Below are 22,719 nucleotides of genomic sequence, written 5' to 3'. Positions count from 1 at the left end.
TCCCTAGGGATCCTGGCCGGATGTGTTGAAGGTGCCCCATCCATGATTGGAGAGCCAACCCCCATTGACCCCGGGCCGGAGCGGTCTCAGGGCAGCTTGCTGCTGTCTGTGCCCATCCTCGGATCCCCGCACAGCGCTGTGGGATCCCGACAGTGGCTGGTATGGGGAGCGCTGGGGATCTTTCTGGTGGGTCTGGGGTTGCGCCTGTGGCGGCTGGACGAGTTCCCGGCACCTGTGTTCGATGAGGTGTACTTCCCGGAGTTTGCCCAGAACTACCTGGATGGCAAGCCTTTTTACGATGTGCATCCCCCCCTGGGAAAGTACTTCATTGCCCTCAGCATTCGGGTGTTTGGCCGCAACGAGTGGGGATTCCGCTTCGCCACTGCTTTTTGCGGATCCCTGATCCCTCTGTTGCTGACCGGTTTAGCCTACCGCCTCACCTACCACGTGGGCTTTGCTCTGTTGAGCGGGGTTTTGCTGCTGACCGATGGGGTGTTTCTGGTGGAATCCCGCTTTGGCCTGATCAACGTGTATCTGGTAGCCTTTGGGCTGGCAGCGACCATTCTGTTGCTCAGAGGTCTAGAAGACCAAGGTTGGCGACGGGCTGCTCACTTTGCTTGCTCCGGGATCCTGTTGGGGGCGGCAGCTTCGGTGAAGTGGAATGGCCTCTGGTTTGCCTTCATGTTTGCTCTGTTGGGGATCCTCGTCTGGGGGGTGGTCTGGCTGCGCCCGCAGTGGATCCCACGGTTGGGCATTTTGAGCCAGATTCGTCATCTGCGCTGGTGGCACTATGCGTTCTGCTTCATCCTCGCTCCGCTGGCCTTTTACGCCATTCAGTGGATCCCGCACCTGCAGCTGAATCCCCAACAGGGACTAACTCTGGATTGGAGCTGGACGGGCATCCAGAATTATTTCCGATCCCTGGTGCTCATCAACCAATCCATCTACGGCGGCCACATGGCAGCCCACCTGGTGGTGAACGAAGAGACCCCTGTTCACCCCTACTGCTCCACCAGCTTGCGATCCCTGGTGGCTTGGTTCCCGGCTTTGCGTCCTTGGCTGACTACGCCCTTGGCCTCGGCAGGAGCTTGGTCCTGGCCGATCCTGGGCCGCCCCGTGGCCTACTACTTCAGCAGTCAGGGCAACCTCTGGCAAGCTGTTCATGGCTTGGGCAATCCTTGGCTGTGGTGGCTGGGCACGGGATCCATCTTGGTGCTCGTCTGGCGAGGGATCCGCCACTTTCACGGTCTCGAAGCCTTCATTTTGATTGGCTATGCGGCCAATTACCTGCCTTGGTTTAGGGTCAGCCGCTGCGTTTTTATCTACCACTACATGAGCGCCTTGGCGTTTAGCACCCTAGCCCTGGCTTGGTTGGTGCTGCTGGGCTGGCAGAGCTATCGCCGCTTTTGGCGCGGGGCGAGCATCACGGCGGTGGCCTTGGTTTTGGCGTCCTTTGTCTTCTTTTTCCCCGTTTGGCTTGGCCTGCCCCTCAGTCCAAGCGGATTCTACGCCCGCATGTGGTTTCGCTCTAGCCCGGTGCCGCTGTTCTGTTTCAGCCCCCAATCCTGCCAACAGCCCCCGCTGTACCTGCCGCCCATCCCCGGCTTGAACTGGATCTAAGGGAGGCATGGTAAGCTTTGTGAAGTTTGTTTCGTGAAATGCGGCGCTCCGTTACCGAAAGATGGAGCGAGGTTCGCGAAACCCTTGTGGTGGAGGTAGTGGAAACGTCATGGCCCGATCTTGCCCGAGTTCTGCCAACTCTCCCCGCCGTCCACTGGCTTATTCAGAGCAAGCTGTCCCGGTTGGGGTGATCGGGGTAGGCAACATGGGCCAGCACCACACCCGCGTTTTCAGCCTGATGAAGGATGTGCGGGTCGTGGGGGTAGCGGATATCAACGTGGAACGGGGATTGGATGTGGCCAGCCGCCACCGCGTTCATTTTTATGAGGACTACCGCGATCTGCTGCCCCACGTAGCTGCCGTGGCCATTGCCGTGCCGACGGTTCTGCACCATGAGGTGGGTATGGCCTGCCTGGAGGCCGGGGTACATGTGCTGATCGAAAAGCCCATCGCTGCCAGCATCAGCGAAGCAGAATCGCTGGTGAACCGAGCTGCCGATTGCAATTGTATTTTGCAGGTGGGGCACATCGAGCGCTTCAGCCCTGTTTTCCAAAAGCTGGGCCAAGTCTTGCAAAGTGAAGAACCTCTGGCTTTTGAGGCTCACCGTCTCAGCCCCTATTCCGACCGCGCCAGCGATGTGTCGGTGGTATTCGACTTGATGATCCACGACATCGATCTGTTGCTGGAGCTGATCCCATCTCCCGTGACCCAGATTACCGCCAGCGGCAACCGCATCTCCAAGCTGGGCTACCTGGACTACGTCACGGCTACTCTCACTTTTGCCAACGGTGCCATCGCCACCCTCACTGCCAGCAAGGTCACCCACCGCAAGGTGCGCAAAATTGCCGTCCACTGCAAGAATGCCTTGGTAGAAGCAGATTTTCTACACAATGAGATCTCGGTGTACCGCCAGGGATCCGTCGGCAGCACCAGCGACTACGGCCAAATGCCCTACCAGCGGGATTGTTTGATTGAGAAAGTCCACACCGACAATATCGACAAGCTGCATGCCGAACTGGAGCACTTCATCAATTGCGTGCGGGGGGGCAACCAACCTTCTGTGGGTGGGGAACAGGCCCTGAAAGCATTGAGGCTGGCCTCGGAGGTAGAGCGGATTGCTTTGGATGGATGTGCCTGGAGCGAAGCCAAGCCCCGCCGTAGTCTCCTATCCTAGTCTTTAACGCAAGCCCCAGATGGGGGCAGAGCCCTGTTGTTGGCCCATAGCCATTCCAGCATCAGGCTGGGGAAGAAAAAGCGACATTCGCGCCCGCGGAGTGCAGCTCTATTTGTTGCTGTTGCCAGTCCACCACTCAATACTCCTGTAGCCCAAGCCGACTGTAAAGCTTGAGCTTAGTTTGCTTATCTTGGCCAATATTGCGAGCTCCAGGGCTCAGCACTCCTACCGCCGATTCTGGGGCACTGTGGAGTTTGCCATCCGCCCGTGACATACTCCCATCGCTGACCCTACGGGTACAGCGTGGGCTTCTCGCTTCATCGGGGAGCTTTCGCAAGAACCCTCAGCGAGCAGACACGGGATGTCCCACCGCGTAGTTGCACCAGATTCCGGCAAAAGCCGTTTTGTGCAACTGCTCCCATCATACACCATGTGGGGGTATCTGTATCCCGGCACTGACCCTACGGGTACAGTGCAGGGCTTAGCTACCCCCACACCCCCATAAGCTAACGCTGTTCTCAGTCGAGAGCGGCTTACCCACACCACATCAGGAGCCACATTGTTATCTTCGGCAAAAATCACTCCCGGAGCAGTGTTGGCCAATCTCAGGGCCGTTTTCTCACTCTATTCGCCTTTCAAATTTCTTCTAAGATGCGAAACTGCACATGGTTAATGGCCAGCTCCCCAATTGAGGCTTGGTCGGTGTTGATCGTCTCGAAAGGGATCCCTTTGGCGATCTCGGCATGGGTCCAGGGCAAGCCCATGAAGTAGCGCTGCGAATAGGGGCGCTCCCCCCGATCGTCGGGGTTCGACTCCATCGGCACCCAACCCCAGCCGGGCAGATAAAACTCAATCCACACGTGGTTGTACTGGGGAAACAGCGGGATCCCTTTCAGTTCTGGGTGAGGTGGGCATTTGTAGCGCCCCACCGTGCGGCAAGGGATCCCATTGAGGCGGGCCAAAGCCAACAGCACCCCCACATATTCGCCACAAGAACCGGAGCCACGCCGCAAAACCTCATCCGGCGGATCGATGCGAGAGGTGACCCGGTAGGAGAGCTTGTCGTAAACATAGGCCCGGATATTGAGCATTTTGCGCAGCAAGTTGGTCTCGCTGCCAACGGCCCGCCGCGCTGCCTCTCGAACAATCGAGGTGTCCATGGCCAGGTAGTCATCGTCCACCAAGTAGCGATCCCGTAGGTCTGGGGGCACGACGGCATCTTCTACATCCAGCGGATCGATGCAGTACTTGATGCTGTAGAGATCCAACACCGCCCGCCAGCCAAACAAGCGCACCTCATGGGCCCCCAGGGATCCCAGCGAAAACACCGCCACCTGTTGGCCAGATTGCTCTTCCACTTCAAACGGCAGACCTACCCAGTGCAGGCTGCGCACCCGTTGGCGAAGGCTGTTGCAGGGCAAGGCAATTCGCCAGACCAAATCGGGCAGGAAGCGCGGCTCTTCTTGGGCAATTTCTTCCACATAGGTCAGCTCCACCCGATAGCCGTGGGAGAGGGTGTAGGTGGCGCGTTCCCCCAGACACTGGGGCTGAAAAACTACCGGACAGGCAATGGGGGGGTCCTTGGCCTCGATCCCGCCAACGTCAGAGGGGTCTGAGGAGCTGTGGACAGAGAGGGGATCCAAAGGCCGCAGGCGTAGGGGGGCCACCCAGGTTTTATCGCGCAGGGCCACCGACAAGGGATCTGGAGCGTTGGGGTTGTCGTGGATGTAGGCTTCTTCGTGGGCATAGGCCACCCAGAGTTGCCCCCGCCAATGGGCCAAGCCTGTTGGCCCAGGAGAAGGGGTGAGGATACGGGCCAGTTCTCGCCCGGTCTGGCGCTCCAGCACGTAGATCGTCTCTTCCACCCGATCGCTCACCCAGAGGTAGTCTCCCTGCACCGCAATGTGTTCTCGGCCAACCCCAGGGGCAGGCATCTCCTGCACGATGAGACCACGGCTGGGATCCAGTTGCAGGATTTTTTCCCGTCGGTAGCAGGTGGCATAGAGGTAGCGGTTTCCCGTGTGGGGATCGCTCCAGAGGGCGATCCCTTCGATAGGGTAGGGGCACCTACACACTGGAAAGGCTTCCAGGGATCCCGGTTGCTGCAGAGCGGACATGGGAATGCGCAAGATTTGCCCCTCTTGCTCCCGACTGAGCCAAATCCACGCTTGATCCCCTTCTGACTCTACCCACAAACCGTAAGCGCCTTGGAAAGAATGGACATGATGGGGATTGAGCAGCAGGGTGTTGTGCTCTTGAATTTCCACCAAATAGCCCCTCACCCGATCCAAGCCCAACAGGCGATCTCCCCAGGTGGCCAAACCTTCCAAAGCAACCAGCCCCAGAGGTTGCAGAGGGGCCACAGTTCCCTGTTGCCGCCCAGATGGAGGCCACCAAGCAGGCTGGGATCCTCTTGCCGTGGAACCTAGATTTTTCAGAGCACCCAGATCATTTGCCGGATGGATGGCAACCATGAAGGCTTCCTTGCCTATGGATGAAGTTGACATGCTGGCGCGATCTGCACCAAGGCGGTACGACTGTCCAATATTTACTGTCCAACATTATTATGATGCGCCTCTTTTCAACCCCACACCCAAGGCTTCTCGACCGATGTATCCCTGCTAGTCTTGCCAGGACTGGAGAATGTTACGATGATGGCGGCTTTTTGGCCAGCAAGATAGAGCAGCGGTGGGGAGTGGTAGGGGATGGAGTTGGCCTTGGCAGTTGGGGGCTTGGTGGCAGGGATCCTAGCCGGGGTTCTGGGCATTGGCGGTGGAACGATCCTGGTGCCCTTACAGGTCAGCTTGGGGATCCCACCGGTTCAAGCTGCAGCCACCAGCAACCTTTCCATCGTTATGACCTCGATTGCGGGCAGCATCCAAAACTGGCGGATGGGCATGCTGGATTTGAAACGGGTGATCCTGCTGGGGATCCCAGCGTTGCTTACGGCTCAAGTAGGAGCAATTATCGCCAGTCGCCTTCCCAGCTATCTGCTGTTGGCAGCGTTTGGAGTGTTGCTGCTGGCCAACACTTACCTGGTGCAACTCAACAAAAAGGTGGTTATCCAGGCCCAAGAATTGGGGGCTGACGTCAGCGGTGCCGAGCACCTCAGCGGGACGGAGTCCTCAGGGCAGATGTCTCCCTGGTTAGCCCGCGCCCTGACCGGCGGCACTGCCGGTTTGTTGGCCGGGCTGTTTGGCATCGGCGGTGGGGTGATCCTGGTGCCAATGCAGATCCTGCTGCTGAAAGAGACAATCAAAGTGGCGATTCAGACCAGTCTGGGGGCCATTGTGATCACAGCAGTTGCTGCCACTGCCAGCCATGCGGGCCTCAGCGATTGGATCTGGAATGGCCTGGGGTTCGGGGACGGCACCATCCACCAGAATGTGCTCTGGATCCCAGGTTTAATCTTGGGCACAGGGGGGTTAATCGGTGTACAGATTAGCACACGCACCCTGCCCAAATTGCCCGATGAAACCGTCAGTCTGTTGTTTCGGGGCTTCCTGACCATTCTTTCTCTTTACATTTTTTGGCAAGCCTGGCAAGGTTATCGAGCTCTGTGAAGTGATCCTGGTCTGCCCCAGTGCTCGGGACAGCAGTCCTGGTTCCAAGCTACGGTCATTTGGATTTAAACTGGGACACTGAACTCAAACCCAAAATGTTGCATGCACTGATCCAAAAGGCTTTTCAAGGACTCCGTCCCGCTGGCGCGATCAGCAGCCCAGGCGTCTCACCCTAACCTGAAATGACTCTATCGGGTGTCGCTCCCAGCTTTCGGGCCTGATGACTCAGATGGATTCAACGGTTTGAAAGACTTGGCTACGCTGGACGCGCTTTCCCCTCAGAGGGCAGGGCTTTTGCTACTTGGGATAGATCCCCTTGTTTGCAGAGGTCATGCACAGGGTAGCTGCCGAAGAGCTTCAAGGTTTCAGCAATTGATTCCAGTGCCGCAACCACCTCGGCATCCAAATAGGGTTGGCCGATAGGGTTCTCCAAATCGACAAAAAAGACATACGTCCCTGCCGATTTTTTGGTGGGGCGCGACTCAATGCGAGACATATTCAGGCCTCGCTCCGCAAACACTTGCAGAGGTTTCAGCAGTGCTCCCGGCACGTTGTGGGGCAGGCTGAAGGCCAAGGAAGTATGGGATCCCCCCGGAGAAGCAGGATCGGCAGAGGTTTCACCCTGTTGACCGGAACGCGAGAGCGGCGCACGGCCAATAACCCAAAAGCGAGTGCAATTGTCGGGGTGATCGTTGATCGGGCAGGCCAAGACCGGCAGTTGGTAGAGGGTGGCAGCTCGTTCTGAGGCGATGACGGCGGCGCTGGGCTGCTCCTGCAGGCGATCCAATTCTTCGGTGGTCGAGCGGGTTGGGATCAAAGTGGCCTGGGGCAGATGGGATCTCAGCCAAGCCTGACATTGGGCCAAAGCTTGCGGGTGGGAGTAGACCTGCTCAATTTGCTCCAACCGCGAGGCACGTCCGATGAGGGCATGGCGAATGGGCAGGATCAGCGCCTGCCGGATCCCTAGCCCCTCCAGTTGCCAGAGGGCGTCTAAGGTCATCGAGACCCCCCCCTCCACCGAGTTTTCCACCGGCACCACCGCCCATTGTTGCTGGCCGGCAGCTACCGCCTCTAGACAGGCGCTGATCGTTGGATAAGGCACTAAGGGGTGGGATCCCTGGCTGTGCAGGTGAGGCTGCTCAGGGCAGGCCAGCAAAGCTGCCAACTCTGTGTAGGTTCCAGCAGGGCCGAGGAAGGCCACTGGCGAAGGGGAAACGTTCGCGCTAGCGGAGCGCAGCTCCATCAGAGCCATTCCTTCAATTGTCGCTAGGGGCCAGTTCTAACTCTATCGTCTCGGCGTCGCGCAGCAGCAAAGGACATTCAGGTTCTGGGCAACGGGGATTGGCCGCCACCTTGTCCATGGCCTTCACCACCTCCAACCGGATCAGCCTCTGCAACTCCTGATCCGCTTGAATGGCTTCTAAAGTTCGGAGAGAGCCGTGAAAACTGGTGGCGTATCGAGGCTGGAGGTTGTTCAAAGCCAGGGCGGCAGCATCGTTACAGAATTTCTCGCAGAAGCAGTAGCGCTGTTGACTCTCCATCAGCAGGATTTCATTGACCATCTCCAGAACAGCCCGTTCCATTTGATTTTCCAGGCTCTTCAGAGGCTTATGTTGCTCCGCCATCGCTACCTCCCAATGGGAACCGAATCCGCCGCCAAGTCACTGTTTTCAGTGATCAGGAGTGCCCTCGATTACCTTCGATGCTGCTCTACTCTCTGTTGACACGTCAAGTCAAGCCCTCTGCTGCCGACGCAAACAGCCTCTGGCCCGCTCCTATCCGTGCTTGAGGCAATCCAATCTGTCGTGTCAGGCATCATCAAAACCCAGAGAATTAACCAACACTCTTGGCAGACGGGCAGAAAGTCCACACAGCAACTCATAGGAAATAGTACCCAACTGATCGGCCCAATCCTGCACAGATAAACCCGCATTTGCCAGATTGGGGCCCAGCAGCTCCACCACATCCCCCACCTGGATATCCGGCCTCTCGGTTACATCCCACATACATTGATCCATCGTGATTGTGCCCACCTGTTGGATCAAGCCGCCGCGCACCCATCCTCGCAGCCAGCCGGAAAGCCGCCGTGGGATCCCATCCGCATAGCCGATGGCCAGAGTGGCAATGCGACTGGGGCGAGAGGTGATGTAGCGATGTCCATAGCTCACTCCGGTCTGGGCAGGCACAGTTTGGATGTGGGTCAGCCGCGCCTTGAGTCGCAGAATCGGCTGCAGACCCGGCAGTTGCAAGTGGGGGGCAGGCGACAAGCCATAGAGGGCCAGTCCCAGGCGCACACGGGAGTAGTGGAGATGGGCCAGAGCGGCGGCTGAGTTATCCAGATGCAGCGCCGGTAAGGGATCCCCGGCTTGGCGGATCTGTTCCACCACCTGGGCAAAGCGGGCGTGCTGCTGTTCCATGACTGGAGAATGGGGCTCGTCCGCCGTCGCCAAATGGGAAAACAAGCTACAGCCTTCCAGCTCCGGGATCCGACAAATCTGCCCCCACACGGCTGCAGCTTTCTTCCAGGGGATCCCCAAACGGGTCATACCCGTATCCACATTGACATGCACCGGGACGGGGCGCCCGGCCCAACGGGCTACCTGGCGCATCAGCGGGATTTGGTCTGTGCAGGTGAGGCTGACCTCCAGCCGGGCTGCCATGGCCTGCTGTAGCTCCGCCCAAGTATTCAAAGCTCCCAACACCAGAACCGGAGCCTGCAGCCCCGTTTGCCGCAACTCGATCCCTTCGGCCAGGGTGGCCACACATAGCCCCTTGGCCCCAGCCGCAACAGCCACGGGAGCCACCAACTGCGCCCCATGCCCGTAGGCATTGGCCTTCACCACCGCCCAGATCTCGACGTTTGAGCCTAGGCGCCTCTGCAACAGCCGCAGGTTTTCTCGCAGCTGGGCTGCGTCAATTTCCACCCAAGCCCGACTGGTCAACAGCTCCAGGTCGATGGCCCAATCCAGCTCCGCCAAGGAATTGGCCTTCTGGGATCCCTCTCTCCAAGTATTGCCCTGCACTCCCAGAGCAGCTGCTCTCAAAGTGCCCTGCGCCGCCGGCGCGACCGGTTCTCGATTCACCGTTCACCCCCCACACCCAAAACCCGTCCTGATTAGATTTAGGTTTAGCGCAAAGTCCACTCCGGCGCCATCCACAGCAACGGCACGTCTGGGATCCCAACAGCCTCGTTGCTCTCCAACAGCCGGCCCAGCCAAGCGGCTTGCCTTTGCGAGGACAGTCCTTGGCTTAACAGGCGTCGCAGTACTCGTTGGAAGCCCTCTCCCTCACCCGCCGGCGACAAAGAGGGATCCCCGGTCATGCGCCGCAGATCCTCCACCGCCTCCGTGTACCCCCCCAAAGCATCCACCAAGCCCACCTCCACAGCTTGCGCCCCGGTGAAGATGCGTCCATCGGCCAATTGTCGCACCCGGTCTTCATCCAAGCTCTGCCGTCGCGCGATCATCTCTGCTTCCAGCACCTCATCTGCCTTTTCTGGCAAGTGCTGGCGTCCTTGGGCCACATCGCGAATGAACTGCTCGAGGGTATCCTCCACCAAGTTTTGCAGAAGGCGCTGCTCTTGAGGAGTGGCACTGCGGAAAGGAGAGAGAAGGTCTTTGTACTCGCCGGTTTTGAAGGTCTGCGGCTCTATGCCGTAGTTCTCCAGCAACTTACCAAAGCTGAGGCCGCTGATGATAACCCCTATGCTGCCGGTCAGGGTGCCAGGGTTGGCATAGATTTTGTCGGCAGCGCTGGCCACGTAGTACCCCCCACTGGCAGCAATGTTTTCTAGGATAGCGATCACCGGCTTGCCTGCTCCGTGTAGAGCGGTTACGGCACGGTAGAGTTCCTGGCTGGATCCCACAGCTCCGCCGGGACTGTTGATGCGCAGCAATACAGCCTTGACAGAGGGATCCCGTGCTGCCTCCCGCAACTGTTCCACAGGAGAAGTGGGCAGGCCTACCAAAGTCGAACCCCCTGGGCCGCCTATCGTTCCTTCCAGGGTGACCACCTCGATGCGCTCCGCCCCCCGTGCAGCCTCTAGGCCAACCCCGCCTCGGGTAGGCTCTGGGGCAGGGCGCGTGCCCCCGACAATGGCCGCAATAAGGCAGACGACCAGCAAAGAAGCCGCCAAAATGCGGTTAAGCTGAGTTTCTTGTGTCACAGGCCCCTCAATTGCCACTGACTCCGTTCTACCACCCCGTGGGCTTCTCGCAACGTCTGACACCAAAAGGCTGAGAACCAAGCAAACTCCTCATCTCGGTTGAGCCATCCAAGCTATTGACAAGGATCCTCCACTTATTTACGATCAGGTTCCAGCGTTTTTTACCGCTGAGGCATCTTCTGCAGGTTGCCAGTGTAAGCTGGAGTAGAGGGTAGGATCCTTGAGCGGGATTCTGGCTCGAAGCCAAGTGATTGGGGCTTTAGCTCAGTTGGTAGAGCACTTCAATGGCATTGAAGGGGTCAGCGGTTCAAGTCCGCTAAGCTCCATCCCCAGAGGGCCGATAGCAGTCGTGGCTTCTATTACCATCTATTTCTACTGCTTGCACTAGCGGGCCGGAGGCCTTAGCAGGAAGCAAGCGGTTGTTTGTTTCACCTTGACGGTGAGATAAGTGACTATGCGTTGCGAAACGGTTCAGCAACATCTCCCCAAGCCCAGACAGTCCTATCCAGCAAGGCTTCTGGGCTTCTTAAGTGTCCACAAAGGCTCGGCAAAATCTACCCCCAACTCCTCTCCTGTAAGGCGGCCTTCCCTCACCTCCGGCTTCTCTCCCCCTGGGAGAGGGGAGTTAGGGATCGACGCAGCAAGCCGTTTCATTGCTGTTTGAAATAATGAAAGTATTCTGCTTGGGAGCAAACCTTAGGCAGCAAGGGATCCTCCGCTGTTTTCACCCTTTCCACGGAGAGGATCCTGACCTATCTCAGGGGCTTCCACCAGGCGATTTCCCAACTCACGCTTGCTCCTCTCCCTGACGGCGGATCAAGAAGCGGATTTCCTGAAGGAGAACCTCAAAGCGTTGATCCGATTCAGCCTGCCGCTGCCTCAATTCTCTCAGCTCCTGCCGCAATTCCCGCACTTCCTGCCGCAATTCCAGGACAACCTCAGCGAGACGCCCCGAAAGAGTCTGCAAGGCAAGCTGAGCATCGGTAACCTTGGCAACTGTATCAGCCACCTTGGTCACAGCTTCGGCCAACTGGACAAACCGCGTCTCAATTTCCTCATTGGTCATGGCCGGGTGTGTCTTGCTTGGCTAATGATTAGCTCATTCTACCCTGCACGGTATGGAGTGTCACTCTCTGAGAATGGGCCGCAATTTTGAGGAAAAACCGGCTGGCCAACGGGGGTTATCAACCCAGGGATCCCCCATTCGCGCAAGTCAGCTGGCCAGCGCTATGAGGGTGGTGTAAATCCCTTGGAGGGACGCAGTGGCCTGGCTCCAGAGGGTGTGGGTTAACGACCACCTATCCAGACCCATGGCCCCGCACAACAGCAGCAGATACAGGTTGGCAAACGTGAAGAGCGAGGCCGCCCGATCTCGGTCGCAGGGATCCTGCAGCAACTGCACCGCCTTCCAAACCAAGAGGGATCCCAGCAGCGCCGCGACGCTCAGATAAAAGGATCCCAGCATTCCCAATGGGTAAACCAGCAACAGGCTGACCGGAACCATCAGCAGCGCGTAGAGCAAAATCTGCGCGGCAGTGATCCTTTCGCCCGCGACCACCGGCAGCATCGGCACCCCCGCGCGAGCGTAGTCTTCCCGCTTCAGAATGGCCAAAGCCCAGAAGTGGGGTGGAGTCCACAAAAAGATGATGGCGAACATCACCCACGCGGCCCAGCTGAGCTCGCCTGTGGTTGCTGCCCAGCCCACCAAAGGCGGGATGGCTCCTGCCGCTCCACCGATGACGATGTTCTGCGTGCTGGAACGCTTCAGCCAGTGGGTATAGACCCCCACATACACCAGGATCCCCGACATGGCCAAACCGGCAGCCAGCAGGTTGGTGAAAATAGCCAACAACCCAAAGGCAGCCAAAGCCAGGATCCCCGAAAAAATCAGAGCATCCCGCGCCCGGATTCGACCGGAAGGCAGGGGACGATGGCGGGTTCTCTCCATCATCCGATCGATATCGGTGTCATACACCATGTTGATGACGTTGGCTGCCGCCGCCGCCATTCCTCCCCCCAAAAGGGTGATGAAAAACCTGAACGGGTCGGTGTTGCCTGCCATCCACATGGCCCCAGCCGTCGTCATCAGCAAGAGGGCGATGATCTTGGGCTTCACCAACTGGCTGTAGCTGCGCAAAACCTGGACAAGCGCCTGGCGCTCGCACCCCAGAGCACATGGGCTCTGCTCAGAGGGGATCCCCCCCATCGGGTTCTGGTAGGAAGCCTGACGGTCGACTAAAACGCTATCTTGCATGAAATTCACTCACCGGTCATTTCTGCGGTCATGGCCATCCACTGGCCTTCTTCCCCCTGGGTTCGCATTCGCCAGGCCAGCACCGTAAAACCCAGCAGACAGGCCAGCAAAGCTGCCCCCATCATCTGATGGGCCACCGTTAGGGGTTCTACCTGCAGCCGGTAATGATAGGTCAAAACACCGATCCCCACCTGGGCCAACAGCAGGCCAACAGACCCATGGCCCAAGAACTTGAGAAGGCGGGGGATCCGCTTGCGCCGCAGCCCGGTGGCCACCGCTACCGCCAACACCCCAAGGGTGGCCGGAGCAACCCCCAGCAAGTGGCTATTCATCACCCAGCACAGCTCGCCGGCAGCAAAGCATTGATGCAAAGCCCATTGGGAGGCCACCAAGGCGCCCAGAAGGCTCTGGACATACACCAGCAGCACCGCCCCCAAGCCCAGCCAAGGCAAGTAGCCGACGGAAAATGGCCCTTCACCCAGTCGCAGCGGCAGGATGGAGTCCTTAGAACCGGCTTTTGTCCAGATCAGTAATCCCAGGGTGAGCAAAGTGGCAAAAAACAGCAGGCCCGTGCCCAAGTGGGCCGTCACAATATCAAAGCGCAGCAGCTCCGTGACCGTCAGCCCACCCAGGATCCCTTGCGTCAAGACCAGAACAAAAGCCCAGCTCAAACCCCAGGGCAGCCAAGTGGGCAATGCCTGACGCTTCAGCCAAGCAAACCCCATTAGAACCAAGGTAGCCAAGCCTACCCCAGAAGCCACCATGCGGTGAAACCATTCCAAAAAGACTTGTAGGTTCATCTGCTGGCTGGGCACAATTGCCCCGTAGCAAAGGGGCCAATCTGGACAGGACAGCCCAGCATTCATGACGCGGGTGGCACTGCCTAACCCCATCAGCAGCCAAGTGGCCAATGCTAACCCCAGTAGGGCTTGTCCCATACGCAGGGAAAGCTTGTCTGAGAGCACAGGATTCCGCTGGGAAGAAGGTTGGGATTGATGAAAGATCGAAGAATCCATTGCAGTTGAAGGCATAGCAAAGACTGGGCTGACGGCTCGAGCATCTGCACTGAAAAAGAGGCTGGGCTAAAAAAGCCTAGCCGGCTTGGTATCGGGCCATCTGGAAACAAAGACGCAGGTTACTCGCTGACTATTCCTCGAAGCCAATCCTAAATGCGGTTTTGTGGCTGGCGAAGGCTTTTTAAGAATTTCTTTCTCGGCGCACAGGTGTTCCGAATCCTAGGCACCTCTGGGAAGTCAAGCCAGCAGACCAATCCTTTTCCCCCTGGGAGAGGGGTCGCGGCAGCGGCGCGAAGCGTTTGGGCGGCAACGGGAGTGTCTCAATCTCGTTTGGAATGACTACAATGCGTAAACTACCCGACTCCGACCGCTAAGCGGTACGGAGCGGGCTTTCAGTAGCCCTGAGCCTGCTCTGCTCTGCCAGAGAACAAAACAGGCCCGAACCTCTAGGCTGGTTTACGACAGCCCCCAAAAGCGCAATCACATTCGCACCATTCAAATCCGCATCTCCTTCCCATCCACAGTGCCTACACTTAAACTTCTTTCCACTGCGGTAGGATTGCGCAGGGTCGGGATGAATGTGCAAACACCGGTGGCAGGTCTGCGACGTGTAGGCAGGCGGTACCAGAATCAAGGCAACCCCTGCACGCAGAGCCTTGTACTCCAGAAAATGACGGAGTTGATAAAACGCCCAACCGTTGGCCCTGCGCCGTTCGGCTTTGCTCCGCGGCTGTTGATTGACCCTTTCCCGGATCCCTGTCAGGTCTTCCAGGGCGATAGCGCTGTTGGTAGCTTTTGCCCTGGAGACAATAACTTTGGAGATGCGATGATTGACCCACGTTTGAAAGCGTCTCTCCTTGCCAGACAGCCGTTGCAACAGTTGACGGCATCTGCGCCGCGAACTGCGTGTGCCCTTACTGGCTTTGCGTTGGAGTGCCGCCCTCAGCTTGGAGTAGTGGTCGCGGACTCGGTTCAACTGCTGCCCATTCCAATTGTCCCCCTCTGACGTATGGGCGATATCCGTCCTGCCCAAGTCCACCCCGATCACCCTGTCGGTATCTTGTTGCTTGGGCGGGTTTTTCTCTACGCAAATCTGGATGTAGTAGGAGCCGTCCTTCCGCTGGACTAGGGTGGCCGATTTGGGGTTAGAGCCAGCCAGCATTCCCCTCTGGTAGTTACCAATGGCTAGTTCAAAGCGTTCTCTCCCTTCCACCGTGGTCAGCGACACTGTCCAGTCTTTCTCGCGGAACGAGAAGATACGAGCGTCGTAGGTAGCGAACCTACGCTTGAACTCTTTAACTGGACGGTTGCGCTGTCTCGCCACTTTGCGGGCGCCGGCCACCCGTCTGCAGACCTGCTGGGCCAAGTTACTGGACAAGCCGAATCGGGCGCGAATCTCGTAGTAGCAAAGGGACTGCAGTTTGACCGCATTGACGATCTTCTCCGGCGTGTTCTGGTTGACCCAGTTCAGTGCCTGCACAAAGGCATCCATCGTCGCGTCCAATTTAGCGGCTTGCGACGGGGACACCTTGAGCTTGCAGGATATGGTCAGGATTTGGCTCATAAGTTCATTGTACTTCATCAAAGCGCATTCCTCCCGGCACTGACCCTACGGGTACAGTGCGGGGCTCCTGCGATTTCTAGCTGAGCGCCAGAGGAAACCGATCAGCCAACTCCTCAACGACCAAAGAGGTTAGCTGCCAAAGTCCTTCCCACTGGCTCTGGTCGTGAAGATGAGGTAGCCGGGGGGTCATCAGCCCCAATAGGCTCAGGGGATAAGGGATCCTTATCATCGCCGCTGCAAGGGGCTATGGTGTTCAACCCAAGAAGATTGAAAAAAGGCTATCCCTGGGCAGAAGCTGGCCCGGAAATCGGTCTGCCAGGCCTGTAGCCACTAGCGAATGTACTGGGCCAAAGCCCGCGAAGAATATCCCACCCGCAACTTGCGCAGGGCATCCCGCTCGATCTGACGAATCCGTTCCCGCGTTAGGTTGAAGTGATCCCCCACCTCCCGCAGGGTTCTTGCCTGTTGCCCGTCTAACCCATAGCGCAACTCCAGCACTTGCCTCTCAATCGGCTTCAGGGTTTGCATGGCAGAACGCACATCCTGCTGCATCGATTGCACGAGGATCCCTTGAAAGGGCTGCTCTTGCCGCTCATCTTGCAGCAAATCTCCAAGGCGGCTTTCTCCTTCCTGGCCGACCGGCACATCCAGCGACAGGGGCAAAGCAGCAGCCTGCTGGATCATGCGCAGTTTCTTGACTTTAATGCCCAAGGCTTCTGCCAGCTCCGCTTCGGTGGGCCGCCTCCCCTGCAGCTTCATCAGCTCGCGGTTGGTGCGCTTGAGCAGGCGCACTTTGTCGACCATGTGTACCGGCAGGCGAATCGTCCGTGCTTGATTGGCAATGCAACGGGTAATGCCTTGGCGAATCCACCAATGAGCATAGGTGCTGAAGCGAAACCCCCGCTCCGCATTGAATTTTTCGGTGGCCCGGATCAACCCGATATTGCCCTCTTGGATCAGATCCAAAAAGGGCACCCCCCGATTGAGGTATTTCTTGGCAACGCTGACCACCAGGCGCAGGTTGGCGTTGATCAGCTTGCGCTGAGCCTGCTCCCCTTGTCGGATGCGGGAGCGTAGGGTGGATACGGAAATCTGCAGGGCCTCGGCCAAAGTCTCGTCACTGGGATCCTCCCCCCGCCGTTGCCGCCATTCCTGCCGGGCTTGATCGATGAGGAGCTTTTGCTGAATTTTGCGCGACAGCTCGATTTCCTCAGCGTGATCGATGCGGGGCACGCGACCGATGGTATTCAGGTAGTGATCGACAGCGTCCTCGTTCAACCGGGATCCGCCGGCCCCTGGCTCTGAGTCAACTTCTGCGAGGTCGTCTTGAGGGGCAGACTCGGGGTCGAACCAGAGATCGTCGAACTCCTGAGGCGAAGAGACAGAGTGTTCAGGATGAGGACGAGAAAAAACCACAGCCAGGTGAGGAGAGAACTTCATCTCCCAGTCTAAAAAGGTTTCTGCTGCTGCTGCGAGCGAAAATCGATCATGCCCCTCTTTTTTGTCCGGAGATTTTTCCGCTTGGATGCGGGAACAGCAGGGGTCCCGTCCGCCAAGTCTTTGCAGGCAAGGGGTCGCTCGCCAAAAAGCGGTAAGCGATTTTCGATCTAGACCTTGAGATAAGATTGTTCCTGAGCCAGTCAGCTCAACGGCTGCCGGGTGGGATCCCAGGAAAAGGGAACCTTGCCAGCTCAGGCTACCATGTGAGGATCCCTCAACTTCCTCAGTCTGGAAAAGAATATTTACGGCTTTCTGCTCCTATGGAGTCTAACGACCGGCACCATCCATCGGCCAACTTGATTGGGGAGCGGGTGCGCTGGGTACGGGAGAAGCTGCAACTCACCCAAGATCAACTGGCGGGTCGCTTGGCCAAGTACGGTGTGCAGTTGGACTACGTCAAAATTGGCCAGGTGGAAAAGGGAAAACGGCGCGTCATCGACAAGGAACTGGTGGCCTTTGCCAAGGCGTTGGGGGTATCGGTCACTTGGCTGCTGAGCGGAGATGAATCCCACCTGTAGCGGCCTGCGGGAAAGTACATCCGATACAGGGATCCCGAACAAAAGGACGTGAAGATACTTAAATACCTTGTACTCTCGGACGTGATCTCAGTCATTTTCCGTGTAAACACGGTAGGCTGGACTCATGAATAGATTGGCTTGAGGCCAAACCCCAGCTTTTCCTCAACCATCCGAGGGGGTAGGAGAGGCGGAGAGATACAGCGCCGCGCCGGAAGTACGGGTTTTTCCAAGAAGGATCTGGATCACAGGCTTCTTCACCTAAACTTGATATTGTTGACTTGGCGTTAAGCTCCCGCCGTTTATCTGTTTGTGTGAGGTTTGCCGATGCTCTCTTTCTTCTTCAATTCCAACAAGGCCAACAGCCGACAAACCGGAGGCCACCGTCTGCCTGCTGCCAGCAAAACCACAGGCACGCAACGGATCCCCAACTACAGCCGCCTGTCCGCTCCCCATGAAGTGCTCAAGCAGGAAAGGCAGATCAAGCGGGAGCAAGAGTTTACAGAAATGGAGCAAAACATCAATCGCATTCGCTACTTCTACCAAAAAGCAGACATGCCCCTGGAGATGCGGCAAATTCTGACCTACCGTAAGCTGATGGAGCTGGACTACTTTACCCCGCAGGCGGCAAAAGAGCTGCTCAAGCAATGGCAGCAGCAGGAAGAGCAAGAACGCCGTCGGGCTTGAGAAAAGGGCAATCGAACCTTGGCAAGTAGGCTTGTTGAGCCAAGAGTTCCCGGTCTACGGGTAAAGGCCGCGATCCTGTAGGGCTTGCGCCACTCGGCCTACCCCCAGGGTGTAGGCAGCCAGTCGCAGCGACACTTGCCGCCGTTCTGCCTCCTGCACCACCCGTTCAAAGGCACGTACCATCAGACCTTCCATCTCTTGATTGACCCGCTCCTCATCCCAGAAGATGTAAGAGAGTCCCTGCACCCACTCCAGATAGCTCACCACCACTCCACCGGCATTGGTTAGGATATCCGGCAATACCTGGATCCCTCGCGATTCCAAAATCCGGTCGGCGGCAAGGGTGGTTGGCCCGTTGGCAGCTTCTGCCACAATCCGGGCTTGAATTTGGTGGGCATTGGCTTCGGTAATTTGATTTTCCAGAGCGGCAGGGATCAACACATCCGCTTTTTGCACCAGCAGGTCGGCGTTGCTGATGGGCTCAGCCTGTGGAAAGCCCGCCATGCGGCCTCCCCGTTCCTTCATGTAAGCTTTGAGGGCGGGGATATCCAGTCCTTTGGGGTTATAAAGGCCCCCAGAACTGCCGGAAACCGCCACAATCTTAGCTCCCGCCTCATGCAGCAAGCTGGCCGCTGCCCCGCCCACATTGCCAAAACCTTGGATTAACACCGTTGCCCCTGCCAGGGATCCACCGCGTCGGGCCAAGGCTTCCCGTACCGTGATCATCACCCCCCGTCCGGTGGCCAGTTCTCGCCCTCGGGATCCCCCAATCGAGAGAGGTTTGCCCGTCACCACTCCCGGCACCGCATGCCCGACATTCATAGAATAGGTATCCATCACCCAGGCCATCTCACGGGCAGAAGTTCCCATGTCTGGAGCGGGGATATCCTCTGCAGGGCCGATATCCTTGATCAGCTCGCTGGTGTAACGGCGGGTAATGCGCTCCAGCTCCGAGACCGAATAACGCCTCGGATCGATAGGGATCCCCCCTTTGGCCCCACCGTAGGGAATGCCCATAAGGGCGCATTTCCAGGTCGTAAACTACCCGACACCAACCGCTAGGCGGTACGGAGCGGGCTTTTAGTAGCCCTGCAGTTAGCAAGCCAACCACGAGCCTCTGGGGTGGTTTACAGCACCCCCAATCGACCGTTACCAGTGCCTTAAACAACCGTTTCTGGTGTCCGCAGTATTATTATAGCATTCCTCCCGACACCGACCCTACGGGTACAGTGTGGGGCTCCTGCAATTTCTAGCTGAGGATCGCCACCCAGCCGGGATCCAGTTTCAGCTCGCCAGCTGCCCAATCTAGGTAGCTGCAGGCCTGGGCAAGGGGACAGATATGGGCGGGAGAGGGAGGGGCAGAAGAGGCCAGCGCAGGACTTGCAGCCATGGCGAAGAGAAGCAAGGGCTGTTTCCACACTATACCGCCGGGAACCGGAGAGGAACGTTCCGTAGCAAGCGTTACAAATAGTTGAGGATCTGCAGCAGAACAAAACAGAGGCCGGCACTGGCCAGGGGCACGGTCAGGTTATCCAACCCCCACCAAGAGAACACCTCCAACCCCATGGTTATCCCCCCCACCAAGAGGCTGATGGCCAGCAAAGGGGGGGAGAAGCCAAAGTACCCCAGCAGCAGAGCTGCAATCACCAAGCTGCTCACCGCCCACATGGTCAGGGATCCCTCCCAGCTTTTTTGAATGGATCCCAGTTGGTAGGGGTGTTTGCCCCAAGTTTTGCCCACCAACCCTGCCAAGGCGTCGGCCCACGTCATCACCAATATGCCGATCACCGCGAAGACCTGTCGCTGGGGACGCCAAAACCAAAACAGCAGCAGGCCAATGCTGACGGCGTAGAAACAGGTGCCAAAGCTGCGGCGACCGACTCCATTCAAGCTGGGCAAGATGGCCACCCGGTAGGAGAGCAGCGCCAAGCCGGCAAACACCAGAGAGAATCCCACCCCTAGCCAGCGAGGCACTTGCAAAGCCCAAGCCAACAAAATGATATTGCCCACACCAATGTGAATGGCCTTGCGCACCCATTCCCCGTCCACCTGCCGGGAGCGCAGCCATTCCGCAAAAGCAAATACGGCGGCCAGCCAGAGAGCATAGCAAGCAAGCTGCTGGGCCAGGCCCATGAAACGGCCTCAGAGGGTTTTCAAGTAGCTGAGCAAATCCGCCATCTCCTGGGGATCCGGCTGGAACTGGGGCATGGGAGGCGTTTTGCCACCGGTCACCTGCTGAATAATAAACCGATCCGAGCGGCGGCTGCTCACCCCCCGCAGACTGGGCCCCACTCGCCCATCCGCTTCTTCTCCGTGGCAGGCTGCACAGTTGAGGGCAAACAAGGATGCACCATGGCTAACCTGCCCCTGTAAGCTGAGGACGGCTTCCGTGTAGGGATCCAGACGAGCCTCAGCACTTAGCCAAGCCCAGGTCAATATCGCCAGCCCTAGGCCGAGGAGGGCAAGACCCAGCCGAGTTTTCTGAGACCAGACACTTGTAAAGAACTGCTGCAAGGATTTGAGGAAGGGTTGTAAACGTCGTTGGGATGGAGGTTGAAGTCGCTTTTGCTCAAACTCAACCCAACTGCCAGTTGACGACTGGCTGCTGCAGGATTGAGGAGTGTCTGAGAGGGAGGGAGGCACAGACAACGCTGAGAGAAACCGTTTCAATCTTTTACATTTCAACCAACACGATAACTCAGGAGCCTTTCCCTGCCAATAATCTGTAAAGGTATTTACTTTTTCTTAATGGTTGGCTGGGCCACGTGAGACTTTGATCCCTCTGAGGGGGAACGGTTGGGAAAGAGCCGCCCCATCACCTCCGCTTGGGCCCAGGGATCCCGGTTGAGGCTGTGGATGGCATTGGCCCATGGAAAGTGCGCCTGCAGGCGGCGGTAGAGAGATAAATTACCATAAATGACGACGGCTGCCACCCGCTCCCGATGCTGTTGCAGCCAATCCAGCACATAGTTGGGCAAGGGATTCCCAAGGAAACCTTGGAAAATCAACCCTGGGGCGTTGTCTAGAGCGGCTTCCAACCAAGGCAGGGGGGTAAGGGCATCGCTGAGCACAGGAAGCATGCCCAGGGCAGCCGGAACATGGAGGGCGGGAGACTGCAACTGCACATCGGCAGCACCCAAGGGGGGATCCTGCCAGATCCAGTTCAACCATCCGGGCTCTGCGGGCGGGCTGAGGGGCCGGCCTCCTTCCACGCCACCGCGGGCCATAGCCGCTTGACAGGGGGCGATATCCTTCTCGGCCAAGAGGGATCCTAGCTGTGCGGCTCTGTGCAGAGCAGAGGTCAGGTGGGAGCGCCTGTTGAACAACTTTCCCAACGCCGTTCGCGTCCGCGGAACGGAGTCCTTGTCCTTGGAGATGGGATCCCCCAACAGCAAAGGCTTCAGTTGCTCGGCTGGAGAGCCACGGTTGAGGGCTGGATCTGTGGGATCCTTGGCTCCCATCCATCCGCCAACGGTGCTGAAATCCGTTTCCGCCAAGGCCGGCCACACCTGTTTGAGGAGAGCTGAGGCGGCAGGTAGGAGTCGCTGTTTGGCCCGCAGCACCCGCGTCACCGACTGGGCAAGCTGGTCTGTGCTGAGGGATCCCTGTTGCACCGCTTCCAAAACGGCTGCCAAGGATGCCGTTGGATCGGGGGGGGCCAGAATCAGATCGGCACCGGCCTGGAAAGCCCGCACGGCCAATGAGTTGGGCCCGTTAGCATTGGCCAGCTCTGCCAAGCAGCCTTGATCGAGGCTATCCACGACGATAAGCCCACCAAACCCCCATTCCTGGCGCAGCAGTTGGGTCAGCCGCCCCGGCAGCAGGGTGATAGGCCAGCGCTCATCCCACTCCGGCAGCACCACGTGGGAAACCAAGATCGCCCCCACCTGCTCCACCAAACCTCGAAAAGGCAGCCAAGGTCCCTCTTGGAGCTGGGCTAGGGTCAGGGTTAATCGGGGGCACCAGGGGGTGTCTGTTGTCTTTGGGGATGGCTTCAGTCCGGCCTGAACCGGATCCCTCCAGCCTTTGCCCGGAAAAGAGCTGGCTGTGGTTAGGATCCCGCCTGTGCTGCCCGGGGTGGCTTGCTCACATCCGCGCACAAAAGCTCGCGCCAGTTGCAAAGCAGACAGGGGATCCTCCGCCAGCGCCCCTTCCCCCAGCGGCTCTGCCACCGGGCTGAGCAACCAATTGATGCCGATGGCCGCCGCCTCCCGCGCCGTGATCCGCCCCCACTGCTCGGCCCAGCGCTCGGCTTCCGCCCCCAGGCGGCTCAACCCTAGAGGATGGGGGAAAGGGGTCGCCCCCTGCAGGGCCAGCCCCCGCCCGACCTCGGCTGCCACCAAAAGGGGCAGAGCCGCCCAAGACTGGGCCTCCTCGATCAGCAGCAGGGCCTCGGCCACGTGGCCATCCGTGAGCCAGATGCCCCCGATCCCCACCTCCTGGATAAGCCGTTTGAGGATCTCTCGGGGAGGAGACTGGGATCCCAGACGGGCCGAGACCGGCACCACCAACAGTTGCGCCACCTGCCGAGCTAGGGATAAGGGTCGATCCAGTTCCTCAAGCGGAGATCCGGAAACACTCATAGGCACAGCCGAAAGTTCGTCAGCAAGGGGAACTGCTCCCTTTGCAGAAAACGCAGATCATGATAACCACTCCTGCCG

18 protein-coding genes, 1 tRNA gene and 2 pseudogenes are annotated in these 22,719 nt (G+C 58.3%); 6 read left to right on the top strand and 15 right to left on the bottom strand.

The window, feature by feature from the left end; translation table 11 throughout:
- The first annotated feature begins 42 nt into the window (after window positions 1-42).
- Both ACVWYY_RS09870 and ACVWYY_RS09865 read left to right on the top strand, forming a co-directional pair.
- Window positions 43-1,620 (top strand): phospholipid carrier-dependent glycosyltransferase, encoded by a 1,578-nt coding sequence (locus tag ACVWYY_RS09870; protein WP_457440417.1) that lies wholly within the window; start codon window positions 43-45, stop codon window positions 1,618-1,620.
- Window positions 1,621-1,729: 109 nt separating this feature from the next.
- A complete protein-coding gene (locus ACVWYY_RS09865) occupies window positions 1,730-2,794 on the top strand; it encodes a Gfo/Idh/MocA family protein (protein ID WP_011432295.1) in 1,065 nt (354 codons plus the stop codon).
- Between the two features lie 635 nt (window positions 2,795-3,429).
- Here the strand turns inward: ACVWYY_RS09865 and ACVWYY_RS09860 are convergent.
- Entirely contained in the window at window positions 3,430-5,157 is a 1,728-nt protein-coding gene (locus ACVWYY_RS09860; protein ID WP_457440415.1) for a transglutaminase domain-containing protein, read from the bottom strand.
- 342 nt (window positions 5,158-5,499) lie between these two features.
- Between ACVWYY_RS09860 and ACVWYY_RS09855 the strand changes: the two genes are divergently transcribed.
- Window positions 5,500-6,357, top strand: a complete 858-nt coding sequence (locus ACVWYY_RS09855; RefSeq protein ID WP_457402278.1) for a sulfite exporter TauE/SafE family protein — start codon at window positions 5,500-5,502, stop codon at window positions 6,355-6,357.
- A gap of 256 nt (window positions 6,358-6,613) precedes the next feature.
- On the opposite strand, the gene pheA is transcribed toward ACVWYY_RS09855, so the two are convergent.
- From pheA to sppA, 4 genes are all read right to left on the bottom strand, one after another.
- On the bottom strand, window positions 6,614-7,600 hold the full coding sequence (gene pheA, locus ACVWYY_RS09850; protein WP_457402280.1) for a prephenate dehydratase: 987 nt from the start codon (window positions 7,598-7,600) through the stop codon (window positions 6,614-6,616).
- A 13-nt stretch (window positions 7,601-7,613) separates the two neighbouring features.
- Window positions 7,614-7,982, bottom strand: a complete 369-nt coding sequence (locus ACVWYY_RS09845) for a late competence development ComFB family protein (RefSeq protein ID WP_414330167.1) — start codon at window positions 7,980-7,982, stop codon at window positions 7,614-7,616.
- A gap of 183 nt (window positions 7,983-8,165) precedes the next feature.
- Window positions 8,166-9,440 (bottom strand): alanine racemase, encoded by a 1,275-nt coding sequence (alr, locus tag ACVWYY_RS09840; protein WP_457402283.1) that lies wholly within the window; start codon window positions 9,438-9,440, stop codon window positions 8,166-8,168.
- 44 nt (window positions 9,441-9,484) lie between these two features.
- Window positions 9,485-10,522, bottom strand: coding sequence for a signal peptide peptidase SppA (gene sppA, locus ACVWYY_RS09835; RefSeq protein ID WP_457395024.1), 1,038 nt, complete (start codon window positions 10,520-10,522; stop codon window positions 9,485-9,487).
- 253 nt (window positions 10,523-10,775) lie between these two features.
- Here sppA and ACVWYY_RS09830 point away from each other — a divergent pair.
- Window positions 10,776-10,848 (top strand) — tRNA-Ala (locus ACVWYY_RS09830).
- 461 nt (window positions 10,849-11,309) lie between these two features.
- Here ACVWYY_RS09830 and ACVWYY_RS09825 read toward each other — a convergent pair.
- The 5 genes from ACVWYY_RS09825 to ACVWYY_RS09805 form a co-directional block, all read right to left on the bottom strand.
- Window positions 11,310-11,588, bottom strand: coding sequence for a hypothetical protein (locus tag ACVWYY_RS09825; protein ID WP_457402286.1), 279 nt, complete (start codon window positions 11,586-11,588; stop codon window positions 11,310-11,312).
- 147 nt (window positions 11,589-11,735) lie between these two features.
- On the bottom strand, window positions 11,736-12,728 hold the full coding sequence (locus ACVWYY_RS09820) for a heme o synthase (RefSeq protein ID WP_457402455.1): 993 nt from the start codon (window positions 12,726-12,728) through the stop codon (window positions 11,736-11,738).
- A 53-nt stretch (window positions 12,729-12,781) separates the two neighbouring features.
- Complete coding sequence (locus ACVWYY_RS09815) at window positions 12,782-13,714, bottom strand: COX15/CtaA family protein (RefSeq protein ID WP_457402288.1); 933 nt, start codon at window positions 13,712-13,714, stop codon at window positions 12,782-12,784.
- A 448-nt stretch (window positions 13,715-14,162) separates the two neighbouring features.
- Window positions 14,163-15,356, bottom strand: coding sequence for an RNA-guided endonuclease InsQ/TnpB family protein (locus tag ACVWYY_RS09810; protein WP_457440413.1), 1,194 nt, complete (start codon window positions 15,354-15,356; stop codon window positions 14,163-14,165).
- A 330-nt stretch (window positions 15,357-15,686) separates the two neighbouring features.
- Window positions 15,687-16,796, bottom strand: a complete 1,110-nt coding sequence (locus ACVWYY_RS09805; protein WP_457402291.1) for an RpoD/SigA family RNA polymerase sigma factor — start codon at window positions 16,794-16,796, stop codon at window positions 15,687-15,689.
- Between the two features lie 320 nt (window positions 16,797-17,116).
- On the opposite strand from ACVWYY_RS09805, the gene ACVWYY_RS09800 reads away from it, so the two are divergent.
- Entirely contained in the window at window positions 17,117-17,374 is a 258-nt protein-coding gene (locus tag ACVWYY_RS09800; protein WP_041436246.1) for a helix-turn-helix domain-containing protein, read from the top strand.
- Between the two features lie 324 nt (window positions 17,375-17,698).
- A complete protein-coding gene (locus ACVWYY_RS09795) occupies window positions 17,699-18,058 on the top strand; it encodes a hypothetical protein (RefSeq protein WP_414351532.1) in 360 nt (119 codons plus the stop codon).
- 54 nt (window positions 18,059-18,112) lie between these two features.
- Here ACVWYY_RS09795 and ACVWYY_RS09790 read toward each other — a convergent pair.
- The 5 genes and pseudogenes from ACVWYY_RS09790 to ACVWYY_RS09770 form a co-directional block, all read right to left on the bottom strand.
- A pseudogene (locus tag ACVWYY_RS09790) lies at window positions 18,113-19,096 on the bottom strand (Glu/Leu/Phe/Val family dehydrogenase); the annotation flags it as partial.
- A 210-nt stretch (window positions 19,097-19,306) separates the two neighbouring features.
- Window positions 19,307-19,448: pseudogene (locus ACVWYY_RS09785) on the bottom strand (glutamate dehydrogenase); the annotation flags it as partial.
- Window positions 19,449-19,519: 71 nt separating this feature from the next.
- Complete coding sequence (locus ACVWYY_RS09780; protein WP_011432309.1) at window positions 19,520-20,191, bottom strand: diacylglycerol/polyprenol kinase family protein; 672 nt, start codon at window positions 20,189-20,191, stop codon at window positions 19,520-19,522.
- 9 nt (window positions 20,192-20,200) lie between these two features.
- Complete coding sequence (locus tag ACVWYY_RS09775; RefSeq protein ID WP_049749615.1) at window positions 20,201-20,530, bottom strand: c-type cytochrome; 330 nt, start codon at window positions 20,528-20,530, stop codon at window positions 20,201-20,203.
- Window positions 20,531-20,793: 263 nt separating this feature from the next.
- A complete protein-coding gene (locus ACVWYY_RS09770) occupies window positions 20,794-22,641 on the bottom strand; it encodes a glycoside hydrolase family 3 N-terminal domain-containing protein (RefSeq protein ID WP_457402293.1) in 1,848 nt (615 codons plus the stop codon).
- Between the last annotated feature and the right edge of the window lie 78 nt (window positions 22,642-22,719).

The sequence above is a fragment of the Thermostichus sp. MS-CIW-34 genome, assembly GCF_054060435.1.
The sequence above is the reverse complement of the archived record's forward strand: the minus strand, read 5'-3'. Positions and strand labels throughout refer to the sequence as shown.

Bases quoted from the DNA above. Each gene is read 5' to 3' on its own strand.
- ACVWYY_RS09815 (WP_457402288.1), bottom strand. From the start codon at position 13,714: ATGGGACAAGCCCTACTGGGGTTAGCATTGGCCACTTGGCTGCTGATG.
- ACVWYY_RS09825 (WP_457402286.1), bottom strand. From the start codon at position 11,588: ATGACCAATGAGGAAATTGAGACGCGGTTTGTCCAGTTGGCCGAAGCT.
- pheA (WP_457402280.1), bottom strand. From the start codon at position 7,600: ATGGAGCTGCGCTCCGCTAGCGCGAACGTTTCCCCTTCGCCAGTGGCC.
- ACVWYY_RS09800 (WP_041436246.1), top strand. From the start codon at position 17,117: ATGGAGTCTAACGACCGGCACCATCCATCGGCCAACTTGATTGGGGAG.
- ACVWYY_RS09810 (WP_457440413.1), bottom strand. From the start codon at position 15,356: ATGAGCCAAATCCTGACCATATCCTGCAAGCTCAAGGTGTCCCCGTCG.
- ACVWYY_RS09865 (WP_011432295.1), top strand. From the start codon at position 1,730: ATGGCCCGATCTTGCCCGAGTTCTGCCAACTCTCCCCGCCGTCCACTG.
- ACVWYY_RS09805 (WP_457402291.1), bottom strand. From the start codon at position 16,796: ATGAAGTTCTCTCCTCACCTGGCTGTGGTTTTTTCTCGTCCTCATCCT.
- ACVWYY_RS09855 (WP_457402278.1), top strand. From the start codon at position 5,500: ATGGAGTTGGCCTTGGCAGTTGGGGGCTTGGTGGCAGGGATCCTAGCC.
- ACVWYY_RS09820 (WP_457402455.1), bottom strand. From the start codon at position 12,728: ATGGGGGGGATCCCCTCTGAGCAGAGCCCATGTGCTCTGGGGTGCGAG.
- ACVWYY_RS09870 (WP_457440417.1), top strand. From the start codon at position 43: ATGATTGGAGAGCCAACCCCCATTGACCCCGGGCCGGAGCGGTCTCAG.
- ACVWYY_RS09770 (WP_457402293.1), bottom strand. From the start codon at position 22,641: ATGAGTGTTTCCGGATCTCCGCTTGAGGAACTGGATCGACCCTTATCC.
- ACVWYY_RS09795 (WP_414351532.1), top strand. From the start codon at position 17,699: ATGCTCTCTTTCTTCTTCAATTCCAACAAGGCCAACAGCCGACAAACC.
- ACVWYY_RS09845 (WP_414330167.1), bottom strand. From the start codon at position 7,982: ATGGCGGAGCAACATAAGCCTCTGAAGAGCCTGGAAAATCAAATGGAA.
- ACVWYY_RS09780 (WP_011432309.1), bottom strand. From the start codon at position 20,191: ATGGGCCTGGCCCAGCAGCTTGCTTGCTATGCTCTCTGGCTGGCCGCC.